This window comes from Archangium sp., from assembly GCF_036277355.1.
GTDB lineage: Bacteria > Myxococcota > Myxococcia > Myxococcales > Myxococcaceae > Archangium.
The window spans coordinates 55,301-76,387 of the sequence record NZ_DASUNC010000094.1 but is presented as its reverse complement, the minus strand read 5'-3'; the positions used below and the strand labels follow the sequence as shown (position 1 = coordinate 76,387).

The following is a 21,087-nucleotide window of genomic DNA, read 5'->3' as shown; positions in this document are numbered from 1 at the left end:
GGGCGATGTCGAGCACCTGGTCGAAGCTCCAGCGCTCGGCGTGGGGGCTGTGGCGGAGCAGCTCGGCGGCGCCCATGACGGCGGTGGCGAAGCGCAGGTCCCCGGAGGCCTCGGGGAAGGAGGCCGCGAGCGCCCCGGCGGAGAAACGGTACGTGTGCTCCGAAGCCGTCTCGCCCCGGGGCCGCTTGGCGCGCAGACGCACCGTGGCGAGGCCCTCGCCCGCGCCGGGCTTGAGCTCCAGCTCGTAGAGCGCGGTGACGGTGTGGCCGGAGCCGATCTCTCCCGCGTCCACCTTGTCGTTGCGGAAGTCGCGGTCGGCGATGTCCCGGTTCTCGTAGCCCACCAGCCGGTAGCGGGCCACCTGCGCGGGGTCGAACTCCACCTGGAGCTTCACGTCCTGGGCGATGACTTCCAGCGTGCCGCCGAGCTGCTCCTGGAAGATGCGGCGCGCCTGCAGGAGCGAGTCCACGTAGTAGTGGTTGCCATTGCCCTTGTCGGCGAACTGCTCCATGAGCGTGTCCTTGTAGTTGCCCATGCCGAAGCCCACGGTGGTGACGGTGATGCCCTCCTTCACGTGGCCGCGGATGAGCGCGAGGATGTCCTCGTGGGACGAGGGGCCCACGTTGGCATCGCCATCGGAGAGGATGAGGACGCGCGAGACGGAGCTTCCATCGAGCGTCTTCATGGCCTGCTGGTAGGCGAGCTGGATGCCGTTGGCCATGGCGGTGGAGCCCCCGGCGGTGAGGTCCTCGATGGCGGCGTGGATGAGGGCCTTGTGCTCCAGGCCGGTGGGAGGCAGCGCGAGCTTCACGCCGCCCGCGTAGGTGACGAGCGCCACGGTGTCGCCATCGCGCAGGTTGTCCACGAGCATGCGCAGGGAGCGTTTGGCGAGCGGCAGCTTGTCGGGCGACTGCATGGAGCCGGAGACATCCACCAGGAAGGTGAGGTGGGCGGGCTTGCGCTCGGAGACGCTGAGGCGCTTGCCCTGGACGCCCACGCGCAGCAGGTGGCGGCCGGGGGTGAAGGGCGAGGGCGCGGCATCCAGGTGCACGGCGAGCGGGGCGCCCTCGGGCTCGGGGTACGTGTAGCGGAAGTAGTTGAGGAACTCCTCCACGCGCACGGCCTCGCGGGGCGGCGGCGTGCCCTCGAGGAGCTTGCGGCGCACGAGGGTATAGGAGGCGGTGTCCACGTCGATGGAGAAGGTGGACAGCCGGTCCTCGGCGGTGGTGACGAAGGCGTTCACCCCGTTGTCGCGGTACTGCTCGGTGTTGCCCTGGAGCGGCTCGGAGAAGTGGGCGGTGGGGACACGCACGCTGGCCTTGCCGTTGAGGGTGACGCTGCCCATGCCGTAGCCCGCTCCCGAGGACGAGACGCCACCGCCCCGGCCCCGGGTGCCGATGGAGCCGATGCCAATGGTGTCACCGACGCCGCCGCCGCCGCCCCCGCTGCCCTTGAGGCTGAGCCCGCCGAGTCCCTGGGCGGTACCGCCGCTGCCCGCGCCGAAGACCTGTGCGGCCGAGGCCCGGGGAGCCGCGGACGGAGGCGCCGCGGGAGGCGAAGCGGCCGGGGCCGTCTCCGGAGCCGCCGCCTGCGCCTGGGGGGCCGGGGCCTTCTCGCTCGCCGTGGCCTGGACCTTCTCCGGAATCGGCTCCAGGCGCTTCACCTCGGAGCGCTGGCACCCGCCGAGCGTCCAGCTTCCAACGGTCAGCGCGCACACGACTCCCGTGACGGCGAGGGGGCTCCGCCTCATGTACTCCTCCAGCGTGGGTGGGGTTCATCTCTCGGAGCCCTTGGACAACGGCGCGCGCGGCGGGTTCCCGGTATGCTGGGGACACCGTGCAACGTTCGCGTTCCGCCCTTCGTTCCCCCGACGCCCCTGGCGAGCTCCTGGGGGATATCCCCGCGCCGGAGAGCCAGGCGGAGCGGCCGTCCCCGCGCGCCCTGCTGGAGGAGGTGCGCTCGCCAGGTGTGGCGCGTGCCGAGGTGGATGCGCTGCTGAGCGGGCTCGAGAGTCCGCTGGGACCCGGGGAGAGCGCTCGCGAGCGGGCGGACCTGGTGCACGAGATTCTGGAGGACGAGCGGATCCGCGACTACACGGGCAGCGGTGGGCGCAAGGTGGAGCACGTGGCGGTGCTGCAACTGGGAGAGCTCGGCTTCCCGTACGCGCTGGAGGTGCCCCCGGAGCTGTACGCCGAGGCGCGCGCGGCGGCGGGACACGGTGAGGTGAGGCCGTGGCAAGGTGGCTCGCGCCGCACGTGGGGGCTCGGGGTGACCGCCCTCGCGGGAGGACTGGAGGCCCTGCCCGCGCTCTTCGCCCTGGTCGAGGGCCATTCCTCGGACGTGGGGCTGTCACTGGGCTGGCTCCTGGTGGTGGCCCTCACCTCCTTCGTGCCGGCCTTGCTGGCGGGGAGCGAGGCGGTGTCGAGCACGCCCTGGTTGCGCGCCCTCCTGAAGCTGGCGGTGGCACTGCCGGCGCTGCCCTGGCTGGCGGGTGCGGCCCTCGTGGTGGCGGTGTCCATCGCGGGTGGGGCCTTCCCGTGGGCACTGCTCGCCGCGCTGCCCGCGGGCATGGGACTGTTGCACCTCGGAGGCGCGAGAATGCTGTACGGCCCGCCTCCCGGCGAGGAGTTGCTGAAGCCCCGGGAGGAGTGAGCACCACCGCCCGGGCCAGGGGCCGCCTGGCTGGTTGCCCGCCCTGGGCGCGGTGAGCGAGCGGGGGAGTGAACGTTCCCCGCCGGCCGGGAATGCAAGCGACGGGGGGCATTCCTACCTTCCGGAGGTATGCACCGACGAACGAGCCTCGTGCTCCTCAACGGGCTGTCGCTGAGCCGCCTGCCGTTGGCGGGCGTCTTCGTGTCGACGGAGGATCCGCTGGCCCGGGCGGGGCTGGTGGCGGGGGCGGCGTTGACGGACTTCCTGGACGGGTGGATCGCCCGTCACCAGCACCTGGAGTCGAATTGGGGCGCGCTCATCGATCCGCTGGCGGACCGGGGCTTCGTGATGGTGGCGCTGGCGGCCTTCGTGGCGGAGGGGAAGCTGACGCCCGCGGAGTTCGGCACGCTGGTGGTGCGCGACGTGGCGACGGGCGTGGGCTTCGTGGTGGCGCGCTTCCTGCCGAGCTTCCGTCCGGTGAAGTTCCAGGCGCGGATGCTGGGCAAGGTGGTGACGACGCTGCAACTGGGCGCACTGATGTCGGTGCTGGTGGCGCCGCGGCTGGTGCGGCCGTTGGTGGCGGCGGTGGGGGTGACGGCGCTCGCGGCGGTGGTGGACTACACACTGACGGTGTGGCGGAAGCGGGCGCGCCCGGGCGAGGGCGAGGCCCGCCCCCTCACGCGCGCAACCGCGTGAAGAAGTGCTCGAGCTTCCCGGTATCCAACACGCCCCCGGTCCGCACGCCGCTGCACAGGTCGAGCCCGAAGGGCCCCACCTGCCGCATGGCCTCGCCCACGTTCTCCGGGCGCAGGCCCCCGGCGAGGAACACGGGCACGCCCACCTGCTCGCGGATGCGCCGGCTGATGCTCCAGTCGTGGACGCGCCCGGTGCCGCCCAGCTCCTTCACCGCGAGGGCCTGGTTGCCCGAGTCGAGCAGCAGCGCGTCCACGTGGGGCGCCACGCCCAGGGCCTCCTCCAGGGACTGCTCGCCGGTGACGTGGATGACCTGGACGAGCGAGATGCCGGGCATGGCGCCGCGCAGGTCCGCGTAGGTGCCGGTGGTGAGCCGGTCGCAGAGCTGCACGGTGTTGGTCCGGCAGCGGCGCTGCTGGGCGATGATGTCCCGCGCGTCCTGGCTGCACGTGAGCAGGAAGGTGCCGATGGGGGGCGGGACGGTGGCGGCGATCTCCGCGATGAGGGCCTCGGAGATGACGCCGGGCCCGCTGGGCATGCTCGAGACGAGCCCCAGCGCGGAGGCCCCGGCGCGGACGGCGGCGCGGGCCTCCTCGACGCTGGAGATGCAGCAGATTTTTATCCGCGGGGGGATGCTCGCCTCCATGGGGCTCACCACTCCACGTGGACGATGAAGTCGCTGCCGGAGGGGTTCTTCACCTCCACGCGCACGCGGGCACTGACCTTGGCGGCCTTGAGGAGGGCCTGCTCCACGACGCCCTGGGTCCACGCCGGGCCGAGCAGCTCCCCGTGGCAGATGAGCTTGCCGGAGCGGGCGCTCACGCGCTCATAGGAGCGCTCGCCGAAGGCGGTGACGGCCTTGTAGGCGGCAGGGGAGCTGGCCATGAGGCGGTGGGGCTCGTCGCCGGACAGGAAGGACATCATCTTGCCGGCCTGCGAGTCGAAGAAGTAGTTCACCGCGGCGCGGCCGAACTCGACGATGGAGTCGTCGTAGGTGCGCGAGCTCGTCCTGTTGCGCTTCACGCCGAGGTCGGCCAGCTTGAGGAGATCGGCCACCGGGTAGCGGAAGAAGCTCACGATGCTGCGCGAGCCGAAGACCTCCTTGCGCACGGCCTCGGCCTCCGTGGGCCCCAGCTGCCGCTGGAGATTCTCCATCGAGCTGTCGAAGAACATCCCGAGCAGCACATCCTTCTCGGTGGCGGCCCGGATGCGGAGATGCAGCGCGTCACTGCTGTCCATGAAACCCCCTGCGCAAACAGGGGGTGCCTACCACCAAGGTGGGGCCGCGCGCCAGCGGGGAGCCGGGGCCCGTCCCACGGTCCGGACGGGCCCGGAGGACCCACGGTTTCTCTCTCTCAGGGCGAGAACTTGGAGAGCAGCATGTAGCGGGTGTTGGTGCTGGGGTCGGTGTAGCCGCCGCTGACGATGAAGCCCCCATCGCTGGTCCTGGCGAGGCTCTGGCCGAACGTGTACCAGGTGCTGGGGTAGGGGTAGAAGTCCCAGAGCGCGACCCCGCTGTTGTCCAGCTTCATGACGCGCATGTTGCTCTGGGTATCGGACGGGGTGGTGGAGCCCGTGATGACGTAGTTGCCGTCACTCGCGACCTGGACATCGCTCAGGTAATCCCCGCGAGTTCCCGCGTTCATGCTCTGGGCCCAGAGGGTGCCGCCCGTGGTGTTGAAGCGGACCGCGTAGAAGTCGGCGCCCGCCGTGGACGACGCCGGGTAGATGTAGCCCACGGCCACGTAGCCGGTGGAGGTCGCGGCCACGGCTTCCAGGTAGGCGAACCGTCCCGAGCTGACCTGGAAGAGCGTGGTGCCGGTGCTGCTCACCTTCACGGCGTAGCCATAGGTCTCCCAGGTCGTCGAGGACACCTTGACCTGCCGGGAGCCGACGGCGACATAGCCTCCGCCTGGAACGTTGGTGACGCCCCGGAACTCGTAGGTTCCATCCGCGCCGCTGGAGAACGGCTTCGTCCACTGCACGGCGCCGGTGGCGGAGTACTTCACCATGTAGGCATCCTGGTAGCCCAGGTTGCTCTGCGTCTTGCCGACGATGATGCACCCGCCGTCCGGAGTGACCTCCATGGCTCGGGGGTACTCGTGGAGGGAGCCGCCGTGGGGGAACTGCCAGTAGTAGTTGCCCGCGGAGTCGGTCCTGACGAGATAGAAATCGTAATTGGTGGTGGCGTTCTGGAAGATCTGCCCGGCGATCATGAACCCGCCATCACTCGTCTGACGGACCTCGACGCCGGACTCCGCGTTGGAGCCGCCATAGGCGTAGGCCCACTGGACGTTGAAGAAGGCGTCGAGCTTCATCAGGAGGATGTCATTGGTGCCCAGCACGTGGGTGGTGCCGGTGAACGCATAGCCGCCGTCGCTCGTCTGGATGATGGAGCTGGCACTGCCATCGGAGGACAGGATGCTGTTTTGCAGGGTGGGGGCGAGCGCCAGCGAGTGGTACTCCGAGGCGACGAGCGCCGTGACGTCCACGCCCTTGGTGAGGGGCGGCATGTCGAGCCGCTGGAGGGCGTTCAGGCCCGTCAGGGCCGTGCCCTTCGGCTGCTCCAGCGAGCCGGAGTCCTCGGCGGGGCCTCCGCAGCCGAGCTGGGCGGCGAGGCCCGTGGTGAGCATCAAGGTCTTCCAGGAGGAACGAAGCATGGTGTGTCTCCAACTCATTCGAAAGGGAGGATTCCCTCGCCAGGAAGGAGCCGGTGATGAGGAAGATGATGCGCGCGATTTCCGCTCGAAAATGAAAAGGGCGAGGGCCCATGGAAGAGCCCTCGCCCCGGAGTGGAAGCGGTGTCTGATTAAGGCGCCATCACCTTGATGTCACCGGCGGTGGACGGCTGCTCGTTGTCGCCCAGGGGGCTGGTGTTGCCGTAGCCGAGCTGGCCGTAGTTGTTGATGCCCCAGCAGCGGGCGGCGCCCGTGCTCAGCAGCGCGCAGGTGTGGTTCAGGCCCGTGGTGATGCGGTAGGCGGTGGCTCCGGACAGGTCCACGTTGGCGCCCGGCGAGGTCAGATTGCCGGTGGAGGCGTAGCCGAGCTGGCCGTACAGGCCATAGCCCCAGCACTTGATGGCGCCGGTGCTCAGCAGGGCGCAGGTATGGTCATTGCCCGCGGACACCTGGAGCACCTTGCTGCCGGTGGCCACGTCGCCGCCGGACGACGTGAGGGTGGTGGTGTTGCCGTAGCCGAGCTGGCCCGCGGCGTTGAGGCCCCAGCAGCGCACGAAGCCATTCTCCATCAGGGCACAGGTGTGCTCTTCACCCGCGGACAGCTGCACGGCATTGCCGGCCAGGGCGACCTCGCTGACGGCGTTGGGGTGCTCGGTGTCTCCAATCCAGGTGGTGTTGCCGTAGCCGAGCTGGCCGTAGTTGTTGAGGCCCCAGCAGCGCACCTTGCCGGTCTCCATCAGGGCGCAGGTGTGGTTGCCACCCGCGATGATGTCCTTCACGGGGCCGCCCAGCTGGACGTCGCCGTACTTCGAGGGCTGCTCGTTGTCACCCACGTTGAGGGTGTGGCCGTAGCCGAGCTGGCCGTAGTTGTTGAGGCCCCAGCAGCGCACGTTGCCCGTGTTGAGCAGGGCGCAGGTGTGGTTGTAGCCCGCGGCGATTGTCGTGGTGATGCCGCCCAGGTTGACGTAGCCGAAGTTGGAGAGGGCCTCGGCATCGCCCACGTTCTGGGTGGTGTTGAGGCCCAGCTGGCCATGGGCGTTGTAGCCCCAGCAGCGCACGAAGCCGGTGTTGAGCAGGGCGCAGGTGTGGTTGGCGCCCACGGCGAGCTTGGTGGCCACGCCCATCAGCGGCACATTGCCCGCGGTATAGGGCAGCGTGGTGGAGGTGCTGCCCACGGTGAGCGAGTTGCCGTAGCCGAGCTGGCCGTAGTTGCCGCGGCCCCAGCAGCGCACGGTGCCGTTGCTCATGAGGGCGCAGGTGTGGAACTCGCCGGCGCGGATGGTGTTGAGGCCCGTGGTGTCCCCCTCGATGATGGGGTTGTCGGGGAACTGGTCCGGGGTGAGCTTGTAGTAGAGCGTGGTGACGCCCTTGTTGGTGTCCTTCACCGTCAGCTCCACCGTGCCCTGCACCAGCGGGGTGTAGTTCTGCAGCGTGGCGGGGTTGGTGGTGCCGCTGAAGGCGGGCATCGGGTCGAAGGTGGTGCCGGTGGTGGCCGTGAAGCTCCACGTATAGGCCAGGGTGCTGAGGTCACCGTCATCGGCCACGCTGGCGCCGAAGATGACGTTGCCGGTGCCGAGCACGCGCTGGGCGCTGATGCTGTTGATGACGGGGCTGAAGAAGACGCTGACGGTGTTGTCCTTGACGCCGTCGGTGGTGCCCGTGGGCTTCACCTTCGTCTTGAAGGTGGTGGAGACGGAGTGGCCCGCCTCGTTCGTCACCTTCACCGTGTGCTCGAACTCCTTCTCCGTGGTGACGGAGGGCGAGACGTACTGGCTGACGAAGGTGCCCGTGGTGGCCGTCAGGGTGATGGCGCCCGAGACGGGGTAGAAGGAGCCGCCGCCGGTGGCCGCGGTGATGGAGTAGGTGAGCGTCTCGCCCGTGGTGGCCTCGACGGCGAAGCTCACGTTGCCGCTCTGGTCCGAGCCGAGCGCGCTGGGCACGGAGATCTTCCGGATGCGCGGCAGCTTGATGGTCTGTTTGTCGTTGGCGGGCGAGAGGGTGAAGATGATCTTCTCACCGTCGAAGGAGAGCGTCTGATCGACGGTGCCGTTGAAGAGCAGGGTGCCGCCCGCGTTGAAGGCCCGGGCGGTGAAGGTGAGGGCCATGCCCTTGGGCAGGAAGGGGAGCGTTCCCGTCCACGCGCCCTCGAAGAGCGAGAGATCGAAGTTGATGTAGAGGATGTTGCCGGTGGCCTTCTCCTTCACGTCGATGCGGATGGAGGACACGTCCAGGTAGGAGAATGCCTGGGCGGAGGGACCGGACAAGGCGGAGAGGTGCCGCTCCTGGGTGGAGCCGGCCTCCGGCGGGGTGATGTCCGAGGCCTGGATGGAGATGGAGGCGCTGGCGGTGCCCTGCTGCTCCTGCTGGGGCGGCTGGGCGGGGGGCGGGGTGCATCCCACCGCCAGGCTGAAGGCGGACAGGATGAGGGCCGCCTTCCTCAACATGCGCAGACAACTGGTTGGACTGGTCATTTCGGTCATCGGGCCTTCCATGCGGACGCACGTCTCCCGTGCCGCGCCATGCGGCCCGCTCGACGTCACGTCGTGTCGTTTCCTTCCAGGAACCCTGGGGGCGCTGGCTGTTTCATCCGCCAGCCTCACCGGGCTCTCCCCATGAGCAAGCCGCGGGCCAGCGGTTAAGTGGTTGATCTCCCGTGGCCTCGGTCCCGTGTGCTCCAGCGCCCCCGCGGGCCCGTTCAATTCTTGAACGCGGGGAGCTCGTCAGGCTCCGCGCGAGCGCTCAACCCACCGGAAACACAGCCTCCGTGCTTGTTTGAGAATTGAACGCCCACGGTCGAGATTTTGAACAGACAAGAAATGCCAGTCTTCAGTGGAACTCAGCGCACCCAGAGGTCCAGCAGGGTGTTGCCGGGGGGATTGCCCACGCTGAAGGCACACGGGTGGCCGCCTTCGAAGTTGTACGTGTCATAGAACATGGTGAGGACCCATCCGCCGTGGAAGCCGCAGGTATGCGTCCCGATGATGGTGGGATCGCAGCTGACCTGTTTGGTGGACGTGGTGGCGAGGGTGTTGGCGAGCACCCGTGCATAGCTGGTGGTGCACCGCACCGAGGCGGCCGTGGTCCTCCAGACGCCGTCGCCCACGCCGAGCAGGGGCGATGGGTCGGAGATGAAGAGCCGGGAGGTGCCCGAGCCGAGCCGGAACAGCCGCCCCGTCGTGCTCAGCACGCTGGTGCGAAGGCTCGCGGGCAGCAGGGCATGGGTGCCGGGTGGCAGGCTGCTGGACTCCCGGGAGCCCCAGGTTCCCCGGCCCAGCAGCGTCCACCCTCCGCCGTCCTGCGTCATGTCGCACCAGGCGTCGAACGGCGCGCCCGCCCCCGTGCCATCCGGGTCGATCCGGTACAGGCCACTGGGAGACGCCGGGCGGGCCCCCAGGATGTTCGCGCAGTTGATGCAGGTGTTGAGGGCGAGGGTGAACGTCACGGAGGTGCTCTTCCCGAGCGTGTTGGCCACCGTGACGGTGAGGAGCGGGCTCACCCCCACGGCGCAGGACGCGGGCGCCGTCCAGACCACCTCGCTCGTCCCCTCCTGCGTGAGGGGGGTGGAGAGCGTGCTGGCGTTGGCGCTCCAGGAGAAGGACAGGCCGCTGCCTTGAGGATCCATCGCCTGCACCCGGACGGTGATGGCGCTGCTCGCGGGGACGGTGACCGCGGACTGGAAGCTCTCCAGCAGGCGGGGCGGGAGCAGGGTGGGGTTGGGGGCGCTGGTGGGCGGCTCGTTGTCGCCGAGGTTGGAGGTGTGGCCCAGGCCGAGCTGGCCCCAGGTGTTGCGGCCCCAGCAGCGCACCGCGCCCGGGTTCACCAGGGCGCAGGTGTGCCAGGCGCCCGCGGCGAGCTGGAAGGCGGTGGTGCCGAGCGCCACGGGGGCCGCGGGCGGCGAGGACAGCGAGGTGTCATGGCCCTGGCCCAGCTGACCGGACTCGTTGCGGCCCCAGCACGCGAGGCTGCCGGAGCCTCGCAGGGCGCAGGTGTGCTCGGCGCCGGTGGCCACCTGGAGCACCGTGCCCCCCACGCTCACGCCCGCGCTGGCGGGGGGCTCGTCATCCCCCACGTTCCGGGTGTGGCCATAGCCGAGCTGGCCCGAGGCGTTGAGGCCCCAGCAGCGCACGGTGCCCGTGCCCAGCCGGGTGCAGGTGTGCTGGCTGGTGCTGGAGGTGGTGAGCTGCACGGCGGAGCCCCCCAGGTCCACGTTGCCCGCGCTGGCGGGGGACTCGTCATCGCCCACGTTCCGGGTGTGGCCGTAGCCGAGCTGCCCCTGGGCGTTGAGGCCCCAGCAGCGCACGGTGCCCGCCTCCAGCAGCGCGCAGGTGTGCGAGGCCCCCGCGGCGAGCTCCCGGACAGCACCCCCCACGTTGACGACGCCCGCGCTGGAGGCGGCCTCGTCATCGCCCACGTTCCGCGTGTGGCCGTACCCCAGCTGTCCATGGGTGTTGAGGCCCCAGCAGCGCACCGCGCCCGTCGTCATCAGGGCACAGGTGTGCGCGGAGCCGGCCACCAGCCGGGTGGCGGGTCCTCCCAGGGGGACGAGGCCCGCGCTGAAGGCGGCCTCGTCATCGCCCACGCTGAGGGTGTGGCCGTAGCCGAGCTGGCCCGCGTGGTTGCGCCCCCAGCAGCGCACCATGCCGGACTCGAGCAGGGCACAGGTGTGGTGGCCCCCGACGGCGAGCTGCGCCACCTTCTCGCCCAGGGGCAGGTTGCCGGCGGTGTCGGCCAGCTCGTCATCGCCCACGCTGAGGGGGTGGCCGTAGCCGAGCTGGCCCCAGGTGTTGCGGCCCCAGCAGCGCACCGCGCCGCCACTGAGCAGCACGCAGGTATGTCCCTCGCCCGCGCTCAGGGACAGCAGGCCACTGTCCACCACGGGGCTGTCGGGGAACTCGTCGGGCTGGAGCACGTAGGAGACGGTGGTGGTCCCCCCATGGTCATCCGTCACCGCCAGCGTCACCTGGCCCCGCACCGAGGCGCTGTAGTGCTGGAGGGTGGAGGGGTTGGTGCCGCTCGTGAAGACGGGCAGCGGCTCGGGCGAGGTGCCGTCGCCCGGGGTGAAGCTCCACGCGTACGTCCACGCCTCGGCGGGGCTGTCGTCGCTGATGCGCGCCTCGAAGCGGACGTCGCTGGTGCCCGTCACCCGGTGCGCCGAGAGGCCGTGGATGACCGGGTTGAACAGCACCTTCACGCCGGTGTCCGTCACTCCGTCCGTCTTCCCGGGCGGCTTCACCTTCGTCTTGAAGGTGGTGGTCACCGAGTGCCCCGCTGCGTTCGTCACCTTCACCGCGTGCTCGAAGTCCCTCTCCGCCGTCACCCGGGGCGGCAGGTACTGGACGACGAGGGTGCCCACCAGGGCCGTCAACTTGAAGGGGCCGCTCGCCGGAGAGAACGCGCCTCCTCCCGGCGCCGCCGAGAGCTCGTAGGTGAGCGTCTCTCCCGGAGTGGCCTCCACCAGGACGGCCACGTTGCCGGCCTGCTCCGGCTCGAGCGCCGTCGGAAGCGAAATCCTCCGGATGCGCGGCAGCGTGATGCTCTGGCCGTCATTGGCGGGGGCCAGGGTGATGGGCACGTTCTCGCCGTCGTGGGAGAGCAGTTGCTCCGTGGCACCGGAGAAGAGCAGGGTGCCGGAGCCCGAGAAGGCCCGGGCGCTGAAGGTGAGGGTCCTCCCCTTGGGGAGGAAGGTGAGGGTGCCCGACCATGCTCCGTCCGACTGCGTCAGCTCGAAGCGGGTGAACAGGAGGGCGCCGGAGTCCCGCTCCTTCACGTCGATGACGATGCGCGAGACCTCCGCATAGGTGGAGGCCAGGGCGGTGACGCTGGCGGGGGACAGGCCCTCCACGTCCCTGTCCCGGATGGAGAAGGTAGCGCTGGCGGACCCGGGCGGTGGGACGCTGCCTTCCTGGGGGGTGCATCCGGGAATCAGCAGGAGGAGCAGCAGGAAGAGGGCAGTGCCCTCCAGGGACCGGTTCGGCGTTGGATGGCTCACGCGTCGCATGGGAGCAACGCCCGGGCCAGCACCCAGGTGCCTGGGCGGACGGGCGCTCCTCGCGTGGGCGCGAGCCGGTGCGTTCAATTCCTGGAGGCGGTTCAAGATTTGAACGGCTCCAGGTCAGAGCCTGACCGGGTGCTTCAGCTCAGGTAGGAGGCTGGCGAGGGGCGCGGGGCTTCCAGGCCGTAGCGCCGGATCTTGCTGTAGAAGGTCCCCTTGGCCACGCCCAGCGCCTTGGCCGCCTGGGCGACGTTGCCCGCGCAGTGCCGCAACGCGTGCTCGAAGGTGCGGCGCTCGACCTCGTCGAAGGGCACCACCCGGTCTTCCGCCGGCGGGAGGGAAGCGCCCGCCGCCGGGGGCCGCTGCTCACCCCGGCGCTGGAACAGATGCTCCACGGAAGAAGGGAGGCGCTCGATGACCTCCTGTCCCTCGGGCAGGAGACAGGCGGCTCCTTCCAGGAGATTCACCAGCTCGCGGACGTTGCCGGGCCAGTCATGTGCCTGGAGCGCGGCCATGACCTGGGGCGAGACCCGGAGGGGCGGGCGTCCCACGCGCGAGGCGTAGCGCTGCAGGTGCCGCTCCACCAGGAGGGGAATGTCCCCCCGCCGCTCGCGGAGAGGGGGCAGGCGCAGGTGCACCACGCGGAGGCGGTGGAAGAGATCCAACCGGAAGGTGCCCTCCTGGACGGCCACCTCCAGGTTGCGGTGGGTGGTGGCGACCACCCGGGCGCGCAGGGGCGTGTCGCGCGAGCCGCCCAGCCGCTGGAGGGTGCGCTCCTGGAGGACGCGGAGCATCTTCACCTGCATCTCCAGCGGCATGTCCCCAATCTCGTCCAGGAGGATCATCCCCTGGCTGGCCAGCTCGAACTTTCCCGGGTTGCCTCCCGCCCGCGCGCCCGTGAAGGCGCCCCGCTCGTAGCCGAACAGCTCGCTCTCCAGCAGCTCGCGGGGAAACGCCGCCACGTTGATGCCCACGAAGGGCTGGCTGGCCTTGGGGGACGCGCGGTGGATGGCCTGGGCGAGCAGCTCCTTGCCGGTGCCACTCTCCCCGGTGATGAGGATGGGGACGTCCGAGCGGGCCGCCAGGCGGGCCTCCTCCAGGCACGCCAGGAATGCCGGCTCCCTCCCGACGAGATCGTCGAAGGTGAAGCGCGCCGGGGCACCGGCGGTCTGCTTCGCGCAGGTGGGCTCCTGGAAGGTGAGGGTGAGGATGGTGCCCCCCTCGTAGGGCTGGGAGCAGACGAGCAGCTCTCCCTGCGAGCGGGAGATGCGCTCGTTCGTGAGTGGCCTCCCGGTGTCCAGCACCTCCGCGAGGGACGCGAGCGGGGCGAGCTCCCGGAGCGGCCGGCCGATCACCTGCTCCTTCCTGACGCCCAGCAGTCCCTGCGCGGCCGGGTTGAGCGCGCGGACGACTCCTTCCGGGTCGACGGTGAGGAGGCCGTCCCGGACGGCGGAGAGGGTCGCGGCATCACGCGCCGCCGCCTGACGCAGGGCGACGAGAGTGCGGGCCCGGGTGATGGCGGCGCCACATAGGGAGCCGAAGACGGCGAGCTGTTCCATCTCGTGACACGGGCGCGGCTCCGGCCCCGGGACGAGTCCCATCACCAGTCCCATGGGGCGCCCCCCGGTCTGGAGCGGAACCACGGCCCACCGCCCGTCCGCTGTCCCCTCCACGACGAGCCGTGGGGACTGCTCCCGGAGTGCGAGCCCCAGGGCCTCGTGCAGCCGCGCGGGAGAGAGCGCTCGTGGCACGGCCCCACCGGCCAGGCACCGCCAGTGTCCGGCTTCACCCTGCTCCACGAGCACGGCCTCGGAGACGGGGACGAGCGTCCGGGCCAGTCTGGGAATGGCCTCGAGGAGCGCTTCCAACTCCTCGAGCGATGAAAGCTGCTGGCTGACGGAGACGAGCGGACTCACGCGCTCGTGCTCCAGTGGAAGTTGCCCCCGGATGTCTCTCAATGCCCACTCCGCGAAGTGACGTGGGGCTGTATAGGCCCCTTCGGGTAAAGGGAGCCGATAAAGGGAAAAATGATGCACGGAATTTGCGGGGCACGGGATTTTTCCCGCCAGCGCGTCACAATGATTCCGTTTATTTAGCGTTTCGCTTCTTTTCAGGGGACGTGCCGTGGACGAGACCCCGCCGCGCTGAAACGTTAGGCTTGGGCCCGATGGAGCGGGAGCACGCATGGATCTCGAGAAGTTCGCCCTGATCAAATACGATCATGGCGAGCCGGTGGGCTTGAGCGGTGCCCGGTGGGGGGCGCTCGCGCTCATCCTGGGGGCCGCCGTGGGAGCGCTGTTCGTCTTCTTCCCCCTGGTCATCGTCCTGGGGTTCGCGGCCGTGGTGGCCGCCCGGCCACCCAGGCGGCTCTACGTGGGGCCCCGCTACCTCATCTGCGGCAGGAAGATCCTCTACTACGCCAACGTCCAGAAGGTCTCGATGGAGGCGGGCGGGGGACGGCTCCTGCTCAAGTCGTCCACGGGCAAGGTGCTGGTGCTGGAGCAGGACAGGTTCCAGACGGGGGCTCGCAAGCCGGACAAGATCGCGGCCAACAAGGCGGCCCGGTTCCAGAAGGTGGCGCGGAAGATCGTGAAGCACGTGCGCCGCGCCGCGCCCCACGCGGTGCTCACGGGGCTCGAGGAACTGCCCGCGACCGGCACCTGAAGCCCGTGAAGCCCGCCATGAACGCGCCCCAGTGGAAGCCCCAGCGGGAGTACTCCCGCCACATCCACCTGCTCTACGTGCCCACGCTGGGCTGCAACCTCGGCTGCAGCTACTGCTACCTCGGGGACCAGACCACCCGGAAGACGCTCAAGCAGGACGCGGCCCGCGCCACCGCCACGTTGCGGCACGCCCTGGACGCCTTCGAGGCGGCGGGGGTGCTCGCCTTCAACGTCTCGCTGCACGGGGGCGAGGTCACCACGATGCCTCCGGCGGTGCTGGAGGAGCTGTTCACGCTCATCCGTGGCTACTACATGAGCCACTTCGACGCGCTCTCCGCGCTGGGCCAGCCCAAGAGCGTGCCGCACATCAAGACGAACCTGTACCGGTTCGAGCCGCTCTACGAGCTGTTCGTGAAGCACAAGGTGTCCATCAGCGCGAGCATCGATCTGCCGCTGGCCATGCACGCCAAGCACCGCACCACGCGCGGCGGGGCGAGCTGGCTGGACAAGACGCTGGACAACCTGCGCCTGCTGGCGCGCTATCCGCACGCGAAGAAGATCTCCGCCACCCTGTGCGAGGAGCACCTGGCCGACATCCCGGCCGTCATCGACGACATCTGGTTCATCCATCGCGAGCTGGGCTTCGACATGAACCGGTTCAACGTGATGTTCGCGTTCGAGTCGGCGCTCAACGAGTCGCATGAGGTGAGCAAGGGCAAGTCGCCGCTGACGCAGGCCTCGCCGGCGAAGCAGAGGGAGCTGTACCGGGCGTTGAACGAGGCCTTCGCGGGCACGGAGCTCGAGGAGGGGCTGCGGCGCCACTGGTTCGACGAGTTCAAGCCGTCCTATTGCACCAGCGCCTTCAACTGCGGCGAGCGCTTCTTCCTGCTGCAGAGCGATGGCTCGGTGTACTCGTGCGTGCGCGGGCAGGGGCTCGAGGAGCTCCACTACGGCAACGTGTTCACCGGCTCCGTGGAGCAGATTCTCGCCACGGGCGCCCGGAAGGTGAGCGCGCTGCACCAGGCCCACGGCTTCGACTCGAGCTGTCAGGGCTGCGGCCACCTTCGGTTGTGCAGGACGGGCTGCCCCGCGGTGAAGCTGCAGATGAAGAGCGCGAAGTCGTACACGTGCGAGCTGCAGAAGGCCCTCTACACGGACAACCCGCGCTCGTTCCCGGAGGACGCGCCCGAGGCGCAGCAGGACTACGCGCGGTGGTATGCGCGCAACATGCACCCGCGCCTGGCCTTCGCGGAGGCGCCCCCGCCCAGGCCCGGGGTGCTGCTGCCGAACGATCTGCACCAGGAGAAGAACACGCTCCCCGCGTTGATCGCCGAGGACGAGACGCTCCAGGCGCTCTACTCCGACGACGGCTTCGTGCTGGAGATGGGGGACGAGCGGCTGCCGCTCTCGTCACAGTTGCTCAAGCGCGAGCGCTCGTTGTTCACGCTGACGAAGGAGGACCGGCTGCGGCTGCACGTGCGCAAGGACCTCTTCCAGAAGGCGTGCCCGGAGCCCATCCGCAACACGCTGTACCTGCAGATGCTGCGGGACACGCCGGTGGTGTACGGGGACGAGAAGCGCACGAAGCAGGAGCACCTGTTCACCTACCAGCTCCATTTCCAGTGCCTGGAGCCGAGTGACGCGCTGGGGGAGGAGTACGTGATGGCGGACCTGGGAGGCGTCCTCCACCTGCACAGCGCGCTGTACCGGCCGGGGGTGTCGAACAACCTGTTCGTCACCACGCAGTCGCTGCGCGAGTATCACTATCAAAAGCAGAAGAACAACGCGTTCTACCACATCCAGGCCATCAACCTGCCGTTCCAGAACTTCGAGTTCTACTATGTGCCCTGAGGAAGGAATCCCGGCGTGAATCCCCAGGAGATGGCGCGAACCGCGCACACGGTGGAGTGCTTCCTGAATGCCTTGCGGCTGGAGGACGGCCCCGCCCGGACGCAGCTCGAGGAGTGGTTGGTGAACTGGTTGCTGACGGAGGAGGCGCCGAAGCCTCACGCCATCTACAGCCGGGCCAACATCCACTGCTACGCGGGTGACCAGCTCACGCGGAGCTTCTCGCTGCCCCAGGTGAAGGAGAACCAGACCATCTGGTGCGACCGCAAGAAGCTCTCCATCATCGACCCGCGGGCCTACGCGCGCTCCGGGCACCTCGTCATGATGGGCACGGCGGGCCTGGTGCTGGGCATGCCCGGCGGCCCCGGCGAGCCCGAGGGCAACCCGCGCCCGGGCGAGGGCAGACAGAGCAACAACAACAACAATAACAATAACAACAATAATAACAACAACAACGGCTGACGCCCTTACGCTACGCGGTGCGCCGTGGCGGTGCTGGCCACGGCGGGGCGAAGGGCGGTGTGGGCCCGGGGGCCTACGGGGGGCCAGGTGATTTCGGGCAGCGAGGGGACCTCGGGTAGATTGCCAGCGGAGCGCAAGCGCACCTTCATGGACGACAAGACCGCCCCTGCACCCGCCACCCCACCTGGAACCCTGCCCAAGGGCACGGTCATCGCGGGCCGCTTCATCCTCGAATCCCTGGCGGGCCGCGGAGGAATGGGCTTCGTCTATCGCGCCACCGACTCGTCCACGGGCGGGACCGTCGCCCTCAAGCTGCTGAATGGCGCTACCTCACCGGAGGTGGCCTACCGCTTCAAACGCGAGGCCGTGCTGCTGGCCGAGCTGCGTCACCCCGGCATCGTCGCCTACGTGGCGCACGGCTCCACCGAGGCGCACCAGCCCTACCTGGCCATGGAGTGGCTCGAGGGGGAGGTGCTGTCACATCGTCTGGCCCGCCAGCCGCTCGGTCTTCCCGAGACGCTCTCCCTGTTGCGCCGGGCCGCCGAGGCCCTTACCACGGCCCACCAGCAGGGCATCGTCCACCGTGATCTCAAGCCCTCCAATCTCTTCCTGCGAGGGGGCCGGCCCGAAGAGGTGGTGCTGTTGGACTTCGGCCTGGCGCGCTACGTCACGCGCACGCTGGTGGCGGTGACGGGGACGGGCGCGGTGGTGGGGACGCCGGGGTACATGGCGCCGGAGCAGGCCTCCAGCGCGCCGGAGATTCCTCCCGCGGCGGACATCTTCTCGCTGGGGTGCGTGCTGTACGAGTGCCTCACGGGCCGGCCGCCCTTCGCCGCGCCGCACTTCGCCGCCACGCTGGCCAAGATTCTGTACGCCGAGCCGGCGCGCCTGGAGGTGCTGCGCCCGGGCCTGCCCGCGGGCCTGCAGGTGCTGGTGGACCGGATGCTGGCCAAGGACCCCCGGCAGAGGCTGGCGGACGCCCCCCGCCTGGTGGAGGCGCTCGGGGCACTGGAGTCCGTCCCCGAGTTGTTGTTGCCACGGGCTGGGGCGGAGCCGCGCTTCGACAGCGGAGTGGAGGCCGAGCAGAAGCTCGTCAGCGTGCTGCTGGTGTCCCTCGCCGCCGGTTCGCAGGAGGAGACGTCGGATTGGAACCTGGGGGTGGCGCTGCGCGACTCGCTGCGCAGGGACCTGGCGCCGCTCCAGGGAGCGCAGGCCGAACTGCTGGCGGATGGTTCACTGGTGGCCACGCTGGCGCCGGAGCGAGGCACGGCCACGGACCAGGCGGCGCTGGCGGCGCGTTGCGCCCTCACCCTCAAGGAGCGCTGGCCGGAGGCCGCGGTGGTGCTGACCACGGGCCTGGGCGTTTTCAACGAGCGGATGCCGGTGGGCGAGGCCATGGACAGGGCGGGGCGGCTGTTGCGTCAGCTGGAGCGCACGCCCTCGGCCAACGTGGTGATGGACGATGTGACGGCGGGGCTGCTCGGGCCGGGCTTCCAGCTGTCGCGCTCGGATTCGGGCACGTTCGTGCTGCGCGGCGAGCAGTTGGAGGCGGATGCCTCCCGGCCGTTGTTGGGCAAGCCCACCCATTGCGTGGGCCGGGAGCAGGAGCTGGCGCTGCTCGACTTCACCTTCACCACGTGTGTGGAGGAGTCCGCGGCCCGGGCGCTGTTGGTGACGGCGTCACCCGGTACGGGCAAGTCGCGGCTGCGCCACGAATTCCTCCGCCGCCTGGAGGGCAAGGAGCAGCCGCCGCTGGTGCTGCTGGGGCGAGGCGACCCGATGAGCACGGGAGCCTCGTACGGCTTGCTGGGCCAGGCGCTGCGCAGGCTGTGCGCGGTGGGGCAAGGGGAGAGCCTGGAGGCGCGGAGGACCCGGTTGTACCAGCGGGTGGCGCGGCACCTGCCGGAGGCGAAGGCCCAGGAGGTGGTGGAGTTCCTGGGCGAGCTGTGCGCCATCCCCTTCCCCGAGGAGGAGAGTCCCCGGCTGCGTGCGGCGCGAGGCGATCCGCAGTTGATGAGCACGCAGGTGGGCCGGGCCCTGGGTGCCTTCCTGAAGGCCGAGTGCGCCCATCAGCCGGTGCTGCTGGTGCTGGAGGACCTGCACTGGAGCGACGCGCTGACGGTGACGCTGGTGGACGGGCTGCTGCGGGAGCTGGCCGGGCAGCCCTTCCTGGTGCTGGCGCTGGCCCGGCCCGAGGTGAAGCAGCTCTTCCCAGGACTCTGGGCGAGGCGGCTGCAGGAGGTGCCGCTCCAGGGGTTGAGCCGCAAGGCGTGTGGCCGGCTGGTGCGGGAGGTGTTGGGGCCGCGGGTGTCCGAGTCCGTGGTGCAGCGGGCGGTGGAGCAGTCGGACGGCAATGCCCTGTTCCTGGAGGAGCTCATCCGCATGGCGGCGGAAGGGCGCGGGGAGAAGGCCCCGGAGACGGTGCTGGCGGTATTGCAGGCGCGCCTGCTGCGGATGGTGCACGGGGAGCGCCAGGTGTTGTTGGCCGCGAGCATCTTCGGACGCGTCTTCTGGTTGGAAGGCGTGGGGGAGCTGTTGGGCCACCTGGTGGAGCCGGCTCGGTTGGAGCAGCACCTGCGGGTGCTGGTGGAGCAGGAGGTCATCGAGCCGCTGCCCGACAGCCACTTCGCCACGGCCACCGAGTACCGGTTCCGCCACGCGCTGGTGAGGGACGCGGCGTACGGACTGGTGCCCGAGGGCCAGCGGCCCCTGGGTCATCAGCGGGCGGGGGCGTGGTTGGAGCGGATGGGGGAGCCGGATGAGCTGGTGCTCGCCACGCACTTCCAGTGGGGACAGCAGCTGGAGCGGGCCGCCAGCTTCTACACCCGGGCCGCCGAGCGGCTCTTCGAGCGCAACAACATGCAGGAGACGCTGCGGTGCGTGGAGGCGGCCGTGGCCTGTGGGGTGAGCGGTGAGGGCCTCGCCCGGCTTCAGGCGCTCCAGGCCATGGTGCTCTTCTGGAGGGCGCAGATGTCCAGGGCCCTGGAGCTGGGCGTCCCGGCGTTGGCGGGACTGAAGGCCGGCAGCCCGTTGTGGTGCAGGTTGATGGGCAGCCTGATCTTCGGGGGCGCCAGTTCCACCCGTCCGGACGTGACGGCCAGTCTGGGCGAGCTGCTGGTGCGTACCACGCCGGAGCCCAAGGCGGTCGAGGCCTATCTCGAGGCCATCGCCTTGATGGGCGCTGGGTTCATGATCTCCGGAGAGCGGCAGAAGGTGGAAGCCATGCTGGGGCGGCTCATGGAAGTGGGTGCTGACGTGATGGCCCACTCGCCCCTGGCACGGGGAATCGCCAGCCTGTTGAAGGGCCACGCCTCCTGCTTCTTCGAGTCCAGTCCCTGGCGGCTCGTCAAGTTGGCCGAGCAGGGAGAGCGGGATTTCAGCGCGGTGGGCTCGGAGCGCAACACGATTGTGATGCAGACCCTGTTGGGGTTCAGCCTGGGGGCGATGGGAGAGCGGCCGTCGGCCGTGGAGGTGCTGCGCAAGTCGTTGGGGACCGCCAGGCGTACGGAGCAGCATCTGCTGGTGGAGACTGCCCTGTTGGACTTGAGCCTGGTGCTGGCCGACCGTCCCGAGGCGGAAGACCGGCGGGAGGCACATGCCGGGCTGCTCGAGTTGATGGCGCGGGAGAGCGGCTACCTCTTCATTCCAGGCGTCAGCCATGCCCTGTTGGCGCGGATGACGGCGGACGGTGGCGCGCTGAGCGAAGCCGAGTCCCTGGCACGCAAGGCGTGTGAGCTGCTGGTGCCCTTCCTGGTCTACCGGGTGTACGCGCGCACGGTCCTCAGTGGCATCCTGCGTGCCCAGGGCCGGGCCGTGGAGGCGCGGGAGGTGGCGGAGCTGGGCGTGAGCGAGTTGGCGCGGATGGGCAGTGAGGGCGTGTTCGCGGTGGGCATGCGTCTGGCGTTGGCGGAAGCCTGCTTCGCGCAGGGAGACGCGAGCGCGGGAGAAGAAGCCCTGCGCGAGGCCCTGCGGTGCGTGAGGGCCCGTGCCAGTGACATCCCCGAGCCCGAGGCGCGCGAGCGTTTCCTGCGCCAGGTGCCCGAGAATGCCCGGACGTTGGAGCTGGCCCATCAGCGCTGGGGCGAAGCCGTGGCATAGG

Annotated in this window: 13 protein-coding genes; 6 read left to right on the top strand and 7 right to left on the bottom strand. The window is 69.8% G+C overall.

Translation table 11 applies throughout. From position 1 onward, the window contains the following. Positions 1 to 1,750 (bottom strand): VWA domain-containing protein (locus VFZ09_RS24635; RefSeq protein WP_329730092.1); only part of this gene is annotated, 1,750 nt, incomplete at its 3' end. 86 nt (positions 1,751 to 1,836) lie between these two features. Between VFZ09_RS24635 and VFZ09_RS24630 the strand changes: the two genes are divergently transcribed. Both VFZ09_RS24630 and VFZ09_RS24625 read left to right on the top strand, forming a co-directional pair. Beyond that, a complete protein-coding gene (locus VFZ09_RS24630; protein ID WP_329730091.1) occupies positions 1,837 to 2,652 on the top strand; it encodes a hypothetical protein in 816 nt (271 codons plus the stop codon). A gap of 129 nt (positions 2,653 to 2,781) precedes the next feature. Then, positions 2,782 to 3,348, top strand: coding sequence for a CDP-alcohol phosphatidyltransferase family protein (locus tag VFZ09_RS24625; RefSeq protein WP_329730090.1), 567 nt, complete (start codon positions 2,782 to 2,784; stop codon positions 3,346 to 3,348). Here VFZ09_RS24625 and VFZ09_RS24620 read toward each other — a convergent pair. The 6 genes from VFZ09_RS24620 to VFZ09_RS24595 all read right to left on the bottom strand — a co-directional run bounded on the left by VFZ09_RS24620 (position 3,329) and on the right by VFZ09_RS24595 (position 13,931). After that, a complete protein-coding gene (locus tag VFZ09_RS24620; RefSeq protein WP_329730089.1) occupies positions 3,329 to 3,991 on the bottom strand; it encodes a phosphoribosylanthranilate isomerase in 663 nt (220 codons plus the stop codon). The genes VFZ09_RS24625 and VFZ09_RS24620 overlap by 20 nt on opposite strands. A gap of 5 nt (positions 3,992 to 3,996) precedes the next feature. Continuing rightward, on the bottom strand, positions 3,997 to 4,584 hold the full coding sequence (locus tag VFZ09_RS24615) for a DUF2378 family protein (protein ID WP_329730088.1): 588 nt from the start codon (positions 4,582 to 4,584) through the stop codon (positions 3,997 to 3,999). A gap of 116 nt (positions 4,585 to 4,700) precedes the next feature. Next, positions 4,701 to 6,005 carry a hypothetical protein gene (locus VFZ09_RS24610; protein ID WP_329730087.1) on the bottom strand — a complete coding sequence of 435 codons (1,305 nt, stop codon included), beginning with the start codon at positions 6,003 to 6,005 and terminating at the stop codon, positions 4,701 to 4,703. Between the two features lie 149 nt (positions 6,006 to 6,154). Beyond that, positions 6,155 to 8,467 carry an RTX toxin gene (locus tag VFZ09_RS24605; protein ID WP_329730086.1) on the bottom strand — a complete coding sequence of 771 codons (2,313 nt, stop codon included), beginning with the start codon at positions 8,465 to 8,467 and terminating at the stop codon, positions 6,155 to 6,157. A 392-nt stretch (positions 8,468 to 8,859) separates the two neighbouring features. Next, the gene (locus VFZ09_RS24600) at positions 8,860 to 12,021 is read right to left on the bottom strand and encodes a fibrinogen-like YCDxxxxGGGW domain-containing protein (protein ID WP_329730085.1); all 3,162 of its coding nucleotides are present in this window, start codon (positions 12,019 to 12,021) and stop codon (positions 8,860 to 8,862) included. A gap of 134 nt (positions 12,022 to 12,155) precedes the next feature. Then, entirely contained in the window at positions 12,156 to 13,931 is a 1,776-nt protein-coding gene (locus tag VFZ09_RS24595; RefSeq protein WP_329730084.1) for a sigma-54 interaction domain-containing protein, read from the bottom strand. Positions 13,932 to 14,199: 268 nt separating this feature from the next. Between VFZ09_RS24595 and VFZ09_RS24590 the strand changes: the two genes are divergently transcribed. The 4 genes from VFZ09_RS24590 to VFZ09_RS24575 all read left to right on the top strand — a co-directional run bounded on the left by VFZ09_RS24590 (position 14,200) and on the right by VFZ09_RS24575 (position 21,086). Then, positions 14,200 to 14,679, top strand: coding sequence for a hypothetical protein (locus VFZ09_RS24590; protein ID WP_329730083.1), 480 nt, complete (start codon positions 14,200 to 14,202; stop codon positions 14,677 to 14,679). A 17-nt stretch (positions 14,680 to 14,696) separates the two neighbouring features. Continuing rightward, positions 14,697 to 16,529 (top strand): SPASM domain-containing protein, encoded by a 1,833-nt coding sequence (locus VFZ09_RS24585; protein ID WP_329730082.1) that lies wholly within the window; start codon positions 14,697 to 14,699, stop codon positions 16,527 to 16,529. 15 nt (positions 16,530 to 16,544) lie between these two features. Then, complete coding sequence (locus VFZ09_RS24580; RefSeq protein ID WP_329730081.1) at positions 16,545 to 16,988, top strand: hypothetical protein; 444 nt, start codon at positions 16,545 to 16,547, stop codon at positions 16,986 to 16,988. A gap of 147 nt (positions 16,989 to 17,135) precedes the next feature. Beyond that, positions 17,136 to 21,086 (top strand): protein kinase domain-containing protein, encoded by a 3,951-nt coding sequence (locus VFZ09_RS24575; protein WP_329730080.1) that lies wholly within the window; start codon positions 17,136 to 17,138, stop codon positions 21,084 to 21,086. Position 21,087 lies beyond the last annotated feature (1 nt).